The 15,458-nt window shown below is 39.9% G+C and carries 18 protein-coding genes; 8 read left to right on the top strand and 10 right to left on the bottom strand.

Going from position 1 to position 15,458, the window contains the following annotated elements:
• Window positions 1–11: 11 nt before the first annotated feature.
• Complete coding sequence (locus ACQYAC_RS15940; protein WP_429943668.1) at window positions 12–485, top strand: GNAT family N-acetyltransferase; 474 nt, start codon at window positions 12–14, stop codon at window positions 483–485.
• Here the strand turns inward: ACQYAC_RS15940 and ACQYAC_RS15935 are convergent.
• A complete protein-coding gene (locus tag ACQYAC_RS15935) occupies window positions 480–1,286 on the bottom strand; it encodes a GNAT family N-acetyltransferase (RefSeq protein WP_429943667.1) in 807 nt (268 codons plus the stop codon). The genes ACQYAC_RS15940 and ACQYAC_RS15935 overlap by 6 nt on opposite strands.
• Window positions 1,287–1,426: 140 nt before the next feature.
• Between ACQYAC_RS15935 and ACQYAC_RS15930 the strand changes: the two genes are divergently transcribed.
• On the top strand, window positions 1,427–1,867 hold the full coding sequence (locus tag ACQYAC_RS15930; RefSeq protein ID WP_429943666.1) for a LytTR family DNA-binding domain-containing protein: 441 nt from the start codon (window positions 1,427–1,429) through the stop codon (window positions 1,865–1,867).
• Window positions 1,864–2,280 carry a hypothetical protein gene (locus tag ACQYAC_RS15925; RefSeq protein ID WP_429943665.1) on the top strand — a complete coding sequence of 139 codons (417 nt, stop codon included), beginning with the start codon at window positions 1,864–1,866 and terminating at the stop codon, window positions 2,278–2,280. The genes ACQYAC_RS15930 and ACQYAC_RS15925 overlap by 4 nt, the downstream gene beginning before the upstream one ends.
• Before the next feature lie 32 nt (window positions 2,281–2,312).
• Here the strand turns inward: ACQYAC_RS15925 and ACQYAC_RS15920 are convergent, their stop codons facing one another.
• Together ACQYAC_RS15920 and ACQYAC_RS15915 are read right to left on the bottom strand one after the other, a co-directional pair.
• On the bottom strand, window positions 2,313–3,512 hold the full coding sequence (locus ACQYAC_RS15920; RefSeq protein WP_429943664.1) for an MFS transporter: 1,200 nt from the start codon (window positions 3,510–3,512) through the stop codon (window positions 2,313–2,315).
• Between the two features lie 31 nt (window positions 3,513–3,543).
• Window positions 3,544–4,149, bottom strand: a complete 606-nt coding sequence (locus ACQYAC_RS15915) for a TetR/AcrR family transcriptional regulator (protein WP_429943663.1) — start codon at window positions 4,147–4,149, stop codon at window positions 3,544–3,546.
• Window positions 4,150–4,352: 203 nt separating this feature from the next.
• Here ACQYAC_RS15915 and ACQYAC_RS15910 point away from each other — a divergent pair, with 203 nt between their 5' ends.
• Together ACQYAC_RS15910 and ACQYAC_RS15905 are read left to right on the top strand one after the other, a co-directional pair.
• Window positions 4,353–4,805, top strand: a complete 453-nt coding sequence (locus tag ACQYAC_RS15910; protein ID WP_061406915.1) for a MarR family winged helix-turn-helix transcriptional regulator — start codon at window positions 4,353–4,355, stop codon at window positions 4,803–4,805.
• A gap of 56 nt (window positions 4,806–4,861) precedes the next feature.
• Window positions 4,862–5,761 carry an alpha/beta fold hydrolase gene (locus tag ACQYAC_RS15905; protein WP_429943662.1) on the top strand — a complete coding sequence of 300 codons (900 nt, stop codon included), beginning with the start codon at window positions 4,862–4,864 and terminating at the stop codon, window positions 5,759–5,761.
• A gap of 32 nt (window positions 5,762–5,793) precedes the next feature.
• Here the strand turns inward: ACQYAC_RS15905 and ACQYAC_RS15900 are convergent, their stop codons facing one another.
• Entirely contained in the window at window positions 5,794–6,942 is a 1,149-nt protein-coding gene (locus tag ACQYAC_RS15900) for a type II asparaginase (RefSeq protein ID WP_268467700.1), read from the bottom strand.
• Window positions 6,943–7,331: 389 nt separating this feature from the next.
• On the opposite strand from ACQYAC_RS15900, the gene ACQYAC_RS15895 reads away from it, so the two are divergent.
• Window positions 7,332–7,589 carry a hypothetical protein gene (locus ACQYAC_RS15895; RefSeq protein ID WP_391510000.1) on the top strand — a complete coding sequence of 86 codons (258 nt, stop codon included), beginning with the start codon at window positions 7,332–7,334 and terminating at the stop codon, window positions 7,587–7,589.
• A gap of 116 nt (window positions 7,590–7,705) precedes the next feature.
• Here ACQYAC_RS15895 and ACQYAC_RS15890 read toward each other — a convergent pair whose 3' ends face one another.
• The gene (locus tag ACQYAC_RS15890) at window positions 7,706–8,467 is read right to left on the bottom strand and encodes an SDR family NAD(P)-dependent oxidoreductase (RefSeq protein ID WP_429943661.1); all 762 of its coding nucleotides are present in this window, start codon (window positions 8,465–8,467) and stop codon (window positions 7,706–7,708) included.
• A gap of 52 nt (window positions 8,468–8,519) precedes the next feature.
• Window positions 8,520–8,846 carry a DUF1433 domain-containing protein gene (locus ACQYAC_RS15885; protein ID WP_429943660.1) on the bottom strand — a complete coding sequence of 109 codons (327 nt, stop codon included), beginning with the start codon at window positions 8,844–8,846 and terminating at the stop codon, window positions 8,520–8,522.
• Window positions 8,847–8,900: 54 nt separating this feature from the next.
• Between ACQYAC_RS15885 and ACQYAC_RS15880 the strand changes: the two genes are divergently transcribed.
• Window positions 8,901–10,316 carry a lipase gene (locus ACQYAC_RS15880; protein ID WP_429943659.1) on the top strand — a complete coding sequence of 472 codons (1,416 nt, stop codon included), beginning with the start codon at window positions 8,901–8,903 and terminating at the stop codon, window positions 10,314–10,316.
• Between the two features lie 389 nt (window positions 10,317–10,705).
• Here ACQYAC_RS15880 and ACQYAC_RS15875 read toward each other — a convergent pair whose 3' ends face one another.
• The 3 genes from ACQYAC_RS15875 to ACQYAC_RS15865 form a co-directional block, all read right to left on the bottom strand.
• On the bottom strand, window positions 10,706–11,608 hold the full coding sequence (locus tag ACQYAC_RS15875) for an alpha/beta hydrolase (protein ID WP_429943658.1): 903 nt from the start codon (window positions 11,606–11,608) through the stop codon (window positions 10,706–10,708).
• Window positions 11,609–11,802: 194 nt separating this feature from the next.
• Window positions 11,803–13,242 (bottom strand): DHA2 family efflux MFS transporter permease subunit, encoded by a 1,440-nt coding sequence (locus ACQYAC_RS15870; RefSeq protein ID WP_058015413.1) that lies wholly within the window; start codon window positions 13,240–13,242, stop codon window positions 11,803–11,805.
• Window positions 13,243–13,316: 74 nt separating this feature from the next.
• On the bottom strand, window positions 13,317–13,895 hold the full coding sequence (locus ACQYAC_RS15865; RefSeq protein ID WP_058015412.1) for a TetR/AcrR family transcriptional regulator: 579 nt from the start codon (window positions 13,893–13,895) through the stop codon (window positions 13,317–13,319).
• A 306-nt stretch (window positions 13,896–14,201) separates the two neighbouring features.
• On the opposite strand from ACQYAC_RS15865, the gene bglS reads away from it, so the two are divergent.
• Entirely contained in the window at window positions 14,202–14,933 is a 732-nt protein-coding gene (bglS, locus tag ACQYAC_RS15860) for a beta-glucanase (RefSeq protein ID WP_058015411.1), read from the top strand.
• Window positions 14,934–14,975: 42 nt separating this feature from the next.
• Here the strand turns inward: bglS and ACQYAC_RS15855 are convergent, their stop codons facing one another.
• Window positions 14,976–15,377: a MerR family transcriptional regulator gene (locus ACQYAC_RS15855; protein ID WP_306011763.1), complete on the bottom strand. Its 402-nt coding sequence runs from the start codon at window positions 15,375–15,377 to the stop codon at window positions 14,976–14,978.
• Between the last annotated feature and the right edge of the window lie 81 nt (window positions 15,378–15,458).

Genomic DNA, 15,458 nt, shown 5'->3' with positions numbered 1-15,458 from the left:
AGGTACTTCCAATGAACATTAGACCCATTAAGCAAAAAGACAACCCGTATATCGCAGCAATTATCCGTCAGTCACTAGAATCGGCGAATCTGGCGATAGAAGGAACAGCCTACACTGATCCTCATCTTGACCAGCTGTTCGAATACTATCAATCATTGACTCATGCAGCCTATTGGATTGCTGAAGAGAATGGCGATATTGTGGGCGGCGTAGGCATTGCTCCATTTACAAATGGCATATGTGAATTACAAAAGCTTTATTTGAGTCCAAAGGCACAAGGAAAAGGTGCTGGCAAAAAACTGATGGATACAGCGCTCCAATATGCCTCTACATCCTATGAAGCATGTTATTTAGAAACTCGCCGAGAATTAACTGCGGCTACAGGCCTTTATCAGCGATATGGCTTTTCTCTTCTCTCAGAGCCAATTGAAGGCTCTGAGCATTCTGCAATGGATGCTTGGTATCTCAAAACATTCGCATCATGAGCTGTAAAACAATCGATAGGTTTTTGTCCGCTGGAAACCTAGTTTTTCTGCTATTTTGATTGAAGTTAGGTGTTGGACATCGCAATCCCAATGCGGTGTCCTCTTATTTTCAAGGCAACTCCTGATCATATGCTGACATGCCAGCTGCGCTAAACCTTTTCCCCGGCAGGCTTCCTCTGTCCATATATCGATCTCCACACGATCTTCACTTGAAAAAATGGAGACACATTCACTCACTACGTTCTCACCATCTAAGATGGTGACTCCGATTCCTTTTGATAGAAAGTGCGCCGCTCTCCCCCAATAGGCTTCGTAATAGCTAGGCGTGAAAGCCCTGCTTGCCTTGATCACCTGCTCATTTGTCCGCTCTACTCTGTAGCCTGGATGAGGCTGAGTGACATGAGAATGTGTCTGTGGATAAACGTACGCATTTCTTTCCATCTCATTCAGATGTGACCCAAGGCATTTTTTCATCAACGCATCTGTTAATGGATTTGCTGAAAATATGGTAAATCGGCCGTATTGTCTTTTCTGCCTTTCGTACACATCCACAATAAAGGCTGAGCAGCGTAACAGCTCCGCTTCACTTCTTCCTGCAACATAATAAATGCCGCATGAAGCTTCGAGAAAATAAACAAGCGGATGCGCTTCATCATCTACATAAAGATGTCCTTGTATCATGCCATCCATGACCGCATCTACAAACACTGGATATGCCGGGTCAATCTGCCGAATTCCTTCTTTTATTGATGCTGCCTTTTGCTTTTCCAAAAGATGCATGGCGCCCCCTTTTCCAAACAAGTTCTTCCCTTCCATTATATACAAAAAATGTACGTATGGAGTGACTCTTTGCAACAAGAAGAATTCTTCTGCATCAAAACAAAATGTCTTCGCATTTGCTTCTATGTATTGCTATGCTCATTGTGAAAGGAGGTTTATGAATGAAACTTCGTTTTATCTGGAATCAAGAAAAGGATGTGACGGAAGTGGACGTCATTAGCCATCCACATAATCAAGAGCGTTTACAAAAAATCGAAGCGTTACTGGAAACACCTCCTTCTTTGACGGTGAAAGATCCAAAAAACGATCGTCAATCACTTTTACCATTGCAACAAATTGAAGCGATCTCTGCACTAGGACATCTGTCAAAGGTTGTCACTGCCGATGGGAGAACGTATTTTTTAAACAAACGTTTGAAGGACTTGAAATGGTTAGAGCATGAACATTTCTTTCGTATCAATAATGCGGTCATCCTCAATTTAACTCAAGTTCACAGCTTTGCAGCTGGTACGTATGCTCGCTTAGAAGTCGAGACCCTCTCGCAAAACAGCTATACAGTCAGTCGTCATTATGCGAAATATATAAAGGAGAGATTCCAATGATCAAAGAAATGAAAAATCTATTTATGCAAACGTCTTTTGTCTCTATTGTGTGGGTGACACTCATCCTGTCACTGACGCATCAATCAGTCACCATCCCTTTTGGATACGTGTGGCACATCATCGCTATTGGCACTTTGGCAGGCTTCGTATTTGGGATCATGTACCCTTTACTGTGGAATTATCTTACCTTTCCTGCACCTGTCAATATTCTCATCTCCACCGCAGTCAATTTAGCCTTTCAATTAGGGGCTGTCGCTTTATATTCAACCGCTTTACTGCAATTGATTATGCCTTATTTCATCGGTATCGCCTTTCTGACACTAGCAGCCCATATCATTGCCTTTCTGTTTTATAAAAAGCATCAAAATCAAAAAATAGCACAGGCATTGAATCGTCTGAAGCCGCAGTCATAAAAAAAGAGACCTCCATTAAGGTCTCTTTTCTATTATTCTGCGGCAGGCTCTTCTGCCTTCCCCTTCCAAATAAGAGTTAAGCCTAATCCGAGAAATAAGACAACACCTGCGAATAGAAATGGGAAATGTATATTTTGATCGAATAAAATCCCGCCAAGGGCTGGGCCGAATATCGTACCTAGACTTGTGTAGGTGGAGTTCATCCCTGCGACAAATCCTTGCTGATTGCCAGCGATTTTTGATAAGAAGGTCGTTAATGCTGGACGCAATAAATCAAATGCTAAGAAAATTACACATGTGACAATGAGCACCACCATAAAACCTGACACGACAGTTGAGACAAAAGCGAGCACCGCTCCAACAATCAAGCAGAGCTGAATGACTCTTTTTTCCCCAAGGGTATTAACGAGTTTCCCAAACACCAGCACTTGGATGATAACCGCCACAATCGAGCTGACCGTAATAATCACCGCAATATCTTTTGGACCAAATCCAAACTTATGATTTGTAAACAGGCTGAAGACCGTTTCATACGCAGACAGTCCAAACGCGAGGACAAACACAATGATAAAAGCGATGAGATAGCTTGGATGGATCGATTTTTTCAAATCTTTAAAGAAGGTCGATTCCTTCACTTGATCCATCTGCTTCGCTCGCTCTTCTTTTGTTAATGGCTCCTTCAGCAAAAACATAGACGAAATGACGGCTATAAAGGCAATCCCTGCTGCAAAGAAGAATGGCAGGCGTACACCGTATTCTGCAATAAATCCGCCAATCCCAGGACCGATAATAAAGCCGGTACTAATGGCCGCTGATACATACCCCATTGCCTTTGATCTTTCTTGAACGGTCGTGATATCTGCGACATAAGCAGTGACAGCAGGCATAATAAATGCCGCACTAATACCGCCTAGCAGCCTTGCAAAATACAGCACATACACGTGTGTCCCAAGACCGAAGACGAGTTCTGATAACGCAAATAGAAAAAGGCCTGACACAATCATAATCTTTCTTCCGTAGCGGTCTACCCATCTCCCTGCAATAGGTGATGTAATGAGCTGAGCCACAGCAAACGCCGCCACAAGGTATCCCATCGTACTCCCCGTTAGATGCATCACATTCATGAACAGCGGCATGACAGGAATGATGAGACCGATGCCTAAAAAGGCAATAAATATGTTACTTAATAAAATAACGAGTACAGCTTTTTGCTCACGAATCGGTTTTTGCATGATGTTTGTTTCCCCTTTATTGATTCAATTGTTACTCATGATGGTTGATTCCGTGAATAATCAATGAGATCGCTTGTTTTTGTAATTCTTTTTTCTCTTCGATTGGATCATTTTTATACAACACGTCTAATCCGTAAAAAACGGATAATAATATTTTCACTGTTGACTCGACATGCTGGATCGACCAGCTGCCATCTTCGTTACCTTCAAGTATGATGTCTCTCATCACATCATCAAAGTCTGCATCAATCTTGTTCAGCCGTTCCATGACCTCGGCGGATGTAAAGGCACTTGCACAAAATTCCTCACTTGCTCTCATTAATGGGTAATTAATGCCCATTTGACTGAGCAGTTCTGCAAATCCTGCGAGCTGATCAATGGCCTGATGCATCGTTTGTTTTTCCTGATGCCACGTCTCCATCATCAGGAGGTGATCCTCTTCCATGATATGAAGGAACAAAAACTCTTTTCCTTTAAAATGGTGATATAGATTACCTTTACTCACCTCAGCCGCCTCTAGAATATCTCGCACAGAAGTTTCTGAGTACCCCTTTTTTGCAAATAAATCACGTGAAGCGGTGACGATTTTTCGCTTCGTCTTCTCGCTCTTTTCAGCCCCGCTTTGTGTACTTGGCATCTTTTACAATCCCTTCTACCTTGCTTTTCTTTATTAGGACAAATCAAAACCGACCAGTTGGTTTATTTTTTATTATAAATGGATTTTTTTCGAAATACAATGAAAAAGTCATCGAAACGATCACTTGTACCATCCCTCATTTAACATTTCTTAATATTTAACTTCACTTAACTATAAACATTGCCTATAATGAAATAGAGGTGATGTCATTGGATGAGGAAATCATTCATTACAGTAAAAAAATCATTGAATACTCGAATGCACTAGGCTCCATCTATGTAGAAGAGTATCAACGATTTTTAAAACATGAATATGCAGATTTATCAGCCAAACAAGAGCTGACACTTGAATTATTACGGACAAAAACAAGAACCATCAACGAACTAGCTGATTACTTTTCCATTTCGGCAAGTGCCGCTAGCCAGCTTGTATCAAAGCTAGAACAGCTTGGCTATGTCAAACGAGAAATAAATCCACATAACCGGCGGGAAATCATTGTTGATTTTGCTCAAAAGGGTCATGACTTTCACAAGAATACAGAAGAAATTCAATTGCACCTCATTCAAAAATACTATGCAAAGCTTCCAAAGGAAGATTTAAAAACATTATTGTCTCTATACGAAAAAATCTATCAGATTGCGAAAGAAGCGCCTTGATCTGGTGTTTCTTTCTCCAACATTTAAGTTAATTAAACTATTAAGGAGATGAAAATATGGATAGCATTCATTTACAAGATGGACGTCATATTGGTTTGTGTGAATACGGGGATCTTGAAGGGTTTCCAGTATTCTTTTTTCACGGAACCCCTGGATCAAGAGTGATGTTTTTAGATGATGACCCGATTTCTAAAGAGCTCGGTGTTCGTCTCATCTGTTTAGACAGACCAGGATTTGGTTTATCTACCCCTCAACCTGAACGCACGATTTTAGATTGGGCAAAAGATGTGCTAGAGGTAGCAGATCATCTCGGTATTCACCATTTTTCAGTGATGGGTGTATCTGGAGGCGGCGCATTCGCTGCTGGCTGTGCTTATCAATTGCCGAATCGAGTTCTTTCAGCCGCTCTGATTTCAAGTACAACGCCATTTCAGGACGGAAAACCGCCTAAAAGTATGCTCAAAGAAAACAAATTGGCTTTTTTCCTCAGTAAGAAGTTCCCATGGCTATTGAAAGCAAGCTACCGTTCTCAGAAAAAAATGATTGAGAACAAACCGGAAAAATTTAAGAAGCTGACCAAAAATGGGAACAAACATTTACATCCATGGGACCGTCAATTTCTTCAAACCGATGAGCAATTAGAGATGATGATGACACATTTACACGAAGCCACTCGTCAATCGGTGGATGAATGTATTCGTGAACCAGATTTGCTCTCGCGTCCGTGGGCATTTGATATGAAGGATATACAAATCCCTGTTGATGTATGGCATGGAAAAGAAGATTCGATGGCTCCGTTTGCCGAAATAGAAAAAATGGCGCCTAGCATTCCAAACGTCAAAACCTATTATATCGATGAAGCGGGACATTTTCTTACGGATGTAGACGATATTTGGCGAGATATTTTACTCTCTTTAAAAACACGTGCAAAAGAGCATCATCAGGAGCACGCATAAAAAAGACCCGAAGCTTCGGGTCCCTTTCTTCATTAATACTTTTCATAATATGTCTGCACTTTACTTGGATCTTTTGTCTTCGTTAGAGCGAGCATAAGCAGAATGCGAGCTTTTTGTGGATTCAATGAATCTGATGAGACAAAGTGATGTTCATCATCCATTTTTTCATGGGTCACAATCCCATTCCCCGCACGGCTCGATCTCACGAGGACCACGTCTTTCTTCACGGCATCTGTTGCCCCTTTGATGGCTTCAGTTGACATCGTTCCATTGCCGGCTGCGGCAACGACTATCCCTTTCGCTCCTGCTTTTACTGCTGCATCATACATGTATTTTTGATCATTTTGATAGCCATATAAAATATCGACTTGTGGTAATTCCTTAATGTTTGATACATCAAATTCACTTTCTGACGTATGTTTTCTGATCGGTTCGTTATAAAAAGAAACCACTTCACCAGTAACTTCTCCAATGTAACCATGTTCAAGAGATTTGAAGGAATCGGTTGTCGTCGTGTTGGTTTTTGTAATAAATCGAGCTGATGCAATTCGGTCATTTAATGTGACCATGACACCTTTGCCTTTGGCTTCTTTTGTGGATGCAATTTTCACAGCATGATACAAGTTTAGCGGGCCATCCGCACTGATAGCAGATGCTGGACGCATTGAGCCAACGACTACAACTGGTTTATCACTTTTGACAACCAAATGTAAAAAGTAAGCGGTCTCTTCAAGAGTATCTGTTCCATGTGTGATGACAATCCCATCGACTTGATCATCGTTTAAGAGTTTATTCACTCGTTTGGCTAATTTTAAAAGAAGAGCATCATCCACATTTTCACTGCCTACATTCGCCACCTGCTCACCTGTTACGTTTGCAATATCCTTAAGCTGAGGAACTGAGGCAATGACTTTATCGATACCAAGTGCACCAGATTTATATCCTGTCGTATCTGTATCACTGTCTGAGCTGCCGGCAATCGTCCCGCCTGTCGCTAAAACCTTAATATTAGATAAGGACTTATTCCCTGTTTCTACGGCTGTCGTTTTGTCCTTGGATTCCTTAGATGCGGTTTCGTTTCCGCTATGATTTTTCTCTTGGGTACTTGTATTGGCACAAGCTGCTGTCAACAGTAATAAAACAGAAAGAAGGACAGCACCTAACCATTTTGTTACGTTCATTCGATCATCTCTTTTCTTAAATGTGATGGATACAAAGCTAGGTCTCTTACTATAGGATTTACTTTATACCATTCCTTCATTCATCAGCATGAGGCGAAAGATACAGAACCAAATAAAGGAAAAAAGGACATGTTCTTAATTATTTATTTACATCTAAATACCTAAATTCACTTTTAAAAAAGAGAATATTGAGGTTATTCAATGAATGACAGAAAACGATGCTAAATCATCAATTTATGATAAAATATAGTAAATTTTACAAAAAAGGAGTCTATCTATTACAAATGCTTCAATCATTTCACAAAATCCTAATCACACTATTCCTTAGTTCGATTTTACTCAGTCTGTTCGTATGCTTCTATCCACCGATTCAGGGAGAACCTGCGTTCATGGTATTTTACGTTCCCATCTTTTTTGTTTGTTATTTCGTCTTTGCGGTTCCTTTGCAGTTGTTATTTTCTTTGCAGCCAAAGGCTTTCCATCCACTTTATCTTGCTGCTTATTTACTAATCGCAATGGTTGTCATGCTTTTTGTGATCGATGGTATTGGGAGTTCAGTATCTATACCTATCATCATTATGAGCAGTTTGATCTACTGGGTCTCTGATTCTTTGCTTTATCAAAGAACATATGAAAAAAACACCTAATGTGAAGGTGTTTTTTCGCAGGAAGGATGAGGTCTTCTTCTACATATGCTGACACACTAATCAATCATGCCATAAAAAAATCACCGAGGGCATCTTCCCTCAGTGATGTGTCTTTTCTATTTCATACTTGAACCCGCATGTGAAAAAATCGGATCTTTCAATTCAAAATCAAAGGTCTTACCGTCAACAATACCGACTGTTTTTTCATGGTCATACAGCTCAAGCAGACAAGCTGCCATTTCTTTTGATGTATGATATTTCTTGATATTGCCTTCATATTCGAATTGATCTACATCTAATGAACGCTTTGCAAATTCTGATTCTGTTGCGGAAGGTGCTAATATTTTCGCCTGTAACTTAGCTCCCTTTCCTTTCAACTCTAGTGCCAATCCTTCTGTAAAGGCGCTCACGTAAAATTTCGTGGCCGAATAGGTGACGGCATTGCCGACGACTGTATAGCCCGCTCTTGAAGAAATGTTGATCAGCTGAGCCCCTTCTACTTGCTCATAATCACGAACAAATAAAGTGGATAAAATCGTTAAGGCTTCGATATTTAGGTGAAGCATATCCCCAATTTTACTTAAATCTTGCTCTCCAATCGAGCCGAAATGGCCGAACCCTGCATTATTAATGAAGGTGTCGAGCTCATACTCAGCCAATGATTCATAAAATGTATACACTTGCTCCATGTCGGTTAAATCGACAGACTGTATGTTTACTTTAATATCGGGATATTGATCAAGAATTTCTTTCTTCAGTTCTTGGAGTTTCTCGAGCCGGCGGGCAGCTAATATAAGGTTTTTGCCTCGTGCTGCAAAGCCTAGCGCCGCCTCATATCCAATACCTGAACTTGCTCCTGTAATGACTGTATAGCCCATTTGATATCCCCCTATTCACTATTTTGCTCGACTGTGGAACGATGACAATATTTTATTTTTCTTCTGCATCGACAACAGCTACACCAATTTTTTTATTGGTAGGATCATATATTCCAGAAAATTTTTTATTTCTATCATTATTTAAATACCCTGTTACTTCTATTCCGCCAGTTGGATCAATATTATATTCATTTGAGAAATCAATTTGTTCAATAGATTGATATCCCTCTTTTATATACAGTTCCATATGGTTCTTTGCTTCAATTACTAAGGTTTGTTCTTTATCTTTTACACGCTCATTCTTATCGGATTCTAACTTCATAATAAATCCTCCAACTGCTATAATAAACACCAATAGTATAAATATGGTTTTTTTCACTGAATATCACCCTTTAATATAATTCTACATAAAATGAAAGGATTTGTATATATTTTGAAAGAGACTCAAAAGCGCTCAAGTCTATCAGATGAAGAGTACTTTAGATTAAGCGGTCTAGCTTATAATGATAAAACAATTTCATTACATAAAGAAATAAATAAACCTTTAAAGGTTAATGAACATTCTTATTGGTTTATAGATAAAATTGCAAAAGATCAAGATACAGGACTTGATGCTCTAGTTTTAGTTCAAGCAAAAAAAAAGAATGGTAAATGGATTAAAACAAATACACCTAACAACGTTGTCGTAGCTTTCGCTGGCACTGATCCAAAAAATCAACTTGTTCAAGATGTTATAAAAGCTGATGGAGGAAACGTAGTTGCAGGGCTACAAACTAAAACTAAAACACCCTATATCGTTAAAAACGAGACTAAAGATTATACTAAAACCATTTCGAAATATACTGGTTCTCCAGGGCAAGAAGCTATGCTTAATAGCGGTGAATACAAACTCATCACTAAAACCTCTCAATTCGATCAATCTGATCAGCTCGTTAAAGAAGTAAAAAGACAGTACGCTGGTGGCAATACAGTTATATCAGCTACTGGTCATTCACTAGGTGGAGCAGAGGCTGATTATGCAGGAGTGATTAACGGTGTCTATTCAGTTGGATTCAATAATCCATCTATTGTAAAGCTTCATGACAAAGAAACTCAACAGAGAATAAAAAATGGTGATTTCAGAGCAATGAATAAGTCTATCATTAACCCAGATGACATGGTTGGTACTGGATGGGGACTTGAATATGAGCGACACAATGGAACAACGATTTATACAAAAGATCCATCTGATGCAAGACTAAAGAGACACAAACGTTTAAAAGCTACTGCTTTGTCTGGTACGCTTATACCGATTGCAGCCGACTTTATCATGCAAGCACTTGGAATTGATGACACCCATGCTATAAGCGAGTCTAATTTCAAATTTGATCAGAATGGTAATATCATCAATATCAATGGAAGTAAGGATGTATATAATCGTGACTTAGAAACAATGACCTCTTATGCTGATATGGATGGTCAAACAATAAAAGTAAATCAGGCTGTTGCAAAAAGATTAGCTGAACAACTGACTTTAGCATTAGAAGAGTTGAAGAACGTTAAAAAAGAAGTAGAAGCATTTCCAAAAGAACACAGTTTAACAACTTACAATCTTTCAAATCAATTTAAGAGTAAACTAGATCAATTTGAACAACTTGGGCCAAATGACGCCGATCAAGCCCTATTAGAAATAGCTCCGTATATTGATAAAGGAACACCTCTTTTTTATGATAAAGAGGAGCAATACAAATTTGAAGCTTCCTTGCATTATATGATTCAGGATCTAGAAGAGATAACCGAATTCATTGTAAAAATGGCAGAAAATCTCACACAAAAAGATAAAGAATTAGCTAGATGGCTGAGGTTATAGGAGGTCATAATTAGTGCCTGATATGAACGCTGAATTAGAAATGATAAAAAAAGTGCAACAACAAAATGAACTAAAAAGACAGTTAAAAAGCACAAGCAAAAACTGATATAAACTCATTAAAATCAGATATTACAAAAGCGACAAAACTAGCAGCATCAACAAAAACTATTGCTCAGACATATTTAACACTTTTTTCATCATTTGAAGGTAAATCGCTTGATGCATTAGTGGATAGACTAAATCAAAATGCACAAAAAACATTACAGGTTAAGCATGATAGAAAAGCTTTTACCAATAGCATTAGAACGAAATAAAGAAAATAATCAAATCACAACAGAAGTAAAAAGCACAGGTTACACCTGTGCTTTTCCTATTTTGAAGAGAAACCATTATGACATTTTTTCAAACGCCTTCTTCAATTGATCACTCATCAGATGCCAAGCCTCTTCAGCTATTTCTAAATCTCCGGCATGCGTGAAGGCGTGAGGGACTCCTTTAAACTGTCTGTACGTGACATCTACCCCTGCTTCTTTTAACTTCTCCGCATATTGTTCGGCTTCTTGAGCTAGCGAATCTCTTTCAGCTGTGATCACGAGAGCTGGTGGCATTTGAGCCAAGGATGAGCGATCGGCAAAGATTGGAGAAACGAGCGGATTGTGCGGATCTTGGCCTTGCAGATAGAAGGCATTAAAGAGCCTCGCCATTTCAACAGGGATCGCTTCTTCAAATGCTGGCTTTTGTGCTGGATCAGTGGCTAAATCAAGTGGCGGATAATCAAGCACTTGATAGACAATCGGGAGTTGGTTCCCTTTTTGGATATTTAAGAGACAAGCAGCTGTTGCCAAATTTCCTCCTGCGCTATGTCCGCCAATAGCTATTGCTTTAGGGTCTATTTGAAGCTCATCAGGGTGTTCATACAGCCACTTCAGGACATCGTAGCATTCATGAAGAGCGGCTGGGAATGGATGCTCTGGGGCAAGCTGATACTCGACATTGACGACGATACATTGCGCCCTGTCTGCAATAACTGGACACCAGTGGTTATCCATTTCAGCACTGCCTAGGATAAATCCTCCGCCATGTAAATTTACAAAAACGGGTAGCGTCTGCTTTGATGTGTTGACCGGCTTAAATACCCATACCTTTGTTTCGCCATCACTTGTTGGAATGTCATATTCCATTTTGTTCACTTCAGGAGGATGAACTGGTTTTAGTTCCGATTGACTCGGTAATGAACCTTCAGTTGGTTGACGTAAAGACGCAGCGATTTTGATTTGCTCTTGTAAGTTCATGATCTCAGTCTCCTATCGTAATCATTTCTTCTTAACTCATTCGTTTCTTTTTCCTCTTTTCCTTCTACTGAATCTGCTGCACATTCTCTTTGGTTCACTTTTTATCTATCTCCCCATTTTCGCCCTCTTTGAAACAAGCATTGGACAAATAAAAAAACACTAAGGCGCTAAGTCCTCAGTGCTTTTCATCTATTTTATGAAACTTGCTGTTCTACCTTCACTCGTTTAATGAAGAAAGCGATAATTAGACCAATGACGGTCATGATCACAGCAAAGATAAATGCATGCTGGACGCCATTTGTAAAGGCGAGCAGCTGATTCATCGGATTTGAGGGATCAGCCACATTTTCCATAAAGCTGCGGGTTCCTGATGACAGGATGGAAATACCGACCGCAGTACCAATGGCTCCTGACACCTGCTGCAATGTATTCATAATCGCTGTACCATGCGGATATAGCTCTGGCGGCAGCTGATTTAATCCATTTGTCTGTGCAGGCATCATGATCATCGCGATTCCGACCATTAATGTAATATGAAGAGTCACAATGTACCCAATCGATGTATTCACACTTAGATTGGTAAAACCTAACATTGTTGCTGCAACGATCGCAAGCCCTGGAATCACAAGCCATTTCGGTCCAAACTTATCAAATAAACCACCCATGATTGGAGATAGCAGACCGTTGATAATTCCACCTGGCAATAGCATTAAACCTGCTGTAAATGTCGTAAGTGCCAAGGATGTTTGCAAATACAATGGCAAAATCATCATAGCAGACAGCATCACCATCATACACACTAAGATTAGCAGTAACCCAATGACAAACATCGGATATTTAAACGGGCTTAAGTTCAGCATCGGTTCCTTCATATTCAACTGTCTGAGAGAGAATACAAGAATCCCAATGACACCTACTACAATTGCCACGATCACATGCATACTGCTCCAGCCGCCGCCTTCACCGGCACTACTAAAGCCGTACACAATTCCTCCGAAACCAATGGTTGAAAGCACAATCGATAAGATGTCGATTTTCGGTCTTGTTGGCTCAGTAATATTTTGCATGAAGATAAAACCAAAGACGAGTGCAGCTATTAATAGCGGAAGTGAAATCCAGAAAATCCAATGCCAAGTCAGCGATTTCAAAATAAGACCAGAGACTGTTGGACCAACAGCTGGTGCAAACATGATCACAAGACCAATAATCCCCATAGATCTGCCTCGTTTATGAGGCGGGATGATTACCAATATCGTATTGAACATCAATGGAAGAAGCAATGCTGTACCGACTGCCTGTACGACACGTGCCACCATTAAAATACTAAAGACTGGCGCAACTGCTGCGATAAAAGTTCCAATGATCGAAAAGACGAGCGACGTCATGAAAAGCTGTCTTGTTGTAAACCATTGAAGAATGAGTCCTGAAATTGGTACGAGAATACCAAGTGTTAATAAATATCCTGTTGTCAGCCACTGAGCTGTCGTCGCTTCAATTCCAAAGTCTAACGTTAAGCTTCTCAGCGCCATATTTAGTGCCGTTTCACTAAACAGGCCAATAAAACCGGCTGTGATAAATGAGATAATGATGGGCAGCGTTCGAATTTGAGAAGCTGCTGCTTGCTGTTTGTTCATAGTAGGTTGGCTCCTTTTCTTTTTTTCAATTTAAATCAAGCATAGGAAGTGAGGACGGTCAGAAATGAGCCACTTCAATGTCTATTGAAAACAGACAAAATCTGTTTTTCTGCAGCGAATTGAGCGATTTTTTCGATTGAATAACCAGATTCATGAATATAAAACATCAGTTCAGGTGTCATCGGAGAGGACATACAAAGTGTCGTCAGCTCAATATCCTGTATGGTCGCTTCCCCTTTTTCATCTGCTTCTTCCAGCAAATCACGAATCATTTGCCTAAGCGATTGACTGTAATGACAGTCATACACTTTACTTGTCTGCTCTAAATTCCCAGATATCGTAAGCATCCGAATCCAGTCTAAATGATGACCGACGATGAGATGAATTTCTTCGAGCACATAACGCAAACGTTCACGAACCGGCTGGTCACTGATTTTACTCAAGTAAAGATGCAAAGCAGGGATCAGCTGTTCAAATTTTTCTCCAAGGATCGAAAGGCACAAATCACTTTTATTGGCATAACGGCGGTAAAGAGTACCCTGCCCAACACCAGCTGTTTTAGCAATTTTATGCATGCTGACATTTTCCACACCAAATTCCTGAAACAGAGTAAAAGCGACCTCTTCAATTTCCTTCCCAATATCCTTTTCCATGATGCTTCACCTTCTTTACCTTCATCCATATTGCACTTCTCTCTATGTGTTCAATCAAAACTTTTTGGTTTTCATTAGGACAATTGTACCGGTATTATCTTACGGACAACTGTCCGCTTTGTCAATCATTCTTTAGTAAATAGCCTGAAAAAGATCATTTTCTTTCGTAATTTCCTATGAAAAAAATAGAAGAGTATAGTAAAATATCCTCTTTAATATCATATATTAGACCGATTTTCCATTTCGAGAGAATCATGTATGATCAATTAAGAAAACGCTTTCAAAACAAGAGAGGGGAATGCCTACATGTCTTACCGTGTGAAACGAATGTTGATGCTGCTTGTCACTGGAATCGTCTTGAGTTTGTCCACATTTACTGCGGGTGCCTCGGCCCAAACAGGCGGATCGTTTTATGAGCCGTTTAACAACTATAATACGGGATTATGGCAAAAAGCAGATGGGTACTCGAATGGAAACATGTTTAACTGTACGTGGCGTGCAAACAATGTCTCCATGACGTCGTTAGGGGAAATGCGGTTATCGCTCACAAGTCCTTCCTATAATAAGTTTGACTGCGGAGAAAATCGTTCCACTCAAACATATGGCTACGGGCTTTATGAAGTCAGCATGAAACCAGCCAAAAATGTTGGGATCGTGTCCTCGTTCTTTACTTATACAGGACCGACTGATGGCACGCCTTGGGATGAAATTGACATCGAATTTCTAGGAAAAGATACGACAAAGGTTCAGTTTAACTACTATACCAATGGTGTAGGAAATCATGAAAAGATCGTCAACCTTGGTTTTGATGCAGCAAACTCTTATCACACGTATGCATTTGACTGGCAGCCTAACTCGATTAAATGGTATGTAGACGGACAATTAAAACATACTGCCACTACTCAAATCCCTCAAACCCCAGGAAAGATTATGATGAACCTGTGGAATGGTGCAGGTGTCGATGAATGGCTCGGCTCCTATAACGGTGTTACACCACTACACGCGCATTATGACTGGGTGCGTTACACAAAAAGATAACCACATTACAAAACCTGTGACTTGTCACAGGTTTTTCTTCATTCAAATGGAATTGGTTTTTAGTTGATGAGCGAGCTTTTGTTCATAACTGTGGATAATATCTTCATAACTTTCTATCTTGTAATCTAACCGCTTAATCGTCTCTTCGATTTCCTTTTGCTTTTCTACAAGTCTTTCTCTCTCATTGACCAAAATACTTTTCCGCGAGGACAGGGTATGATTCTCGCCCTCGATAAATAAAGCCGTATATTCTCGAAGTGCATCAATTGAGAGACCCGCATTTCTCATACATTTGATAAATTCAATCCACTGAATATCCTCTTCTGCATAATCACGAACACCGTTTTCATCACGACGGATCGGTCGAATTAAGCCAATATTTTCGTAGTATCTGAGCGTAGCAGTAGATAAATCGAGCTGCTTGGCGGCTTGTGCTATTTTCATTGTTTTCACCCTTCTCTTCTTCTCTCACCTTATGAAAAATGAAATTCCTTCTTTTTATCATCTCCAATTTGATAGAGAACG

This window comes from Bacillus sp. MM09(2025) (genome assembly GCF_050496725.1).
Lineage (GTDB): Bacteria > Bacillota > Bacilli > Bacillales > Bacillaceae > Bacillus > Bacillus pumilus.
Note: the sequence above shows the minus strand (reverse complement) of the source record. Positions and strands in the feature narration are given on the sequence as shown.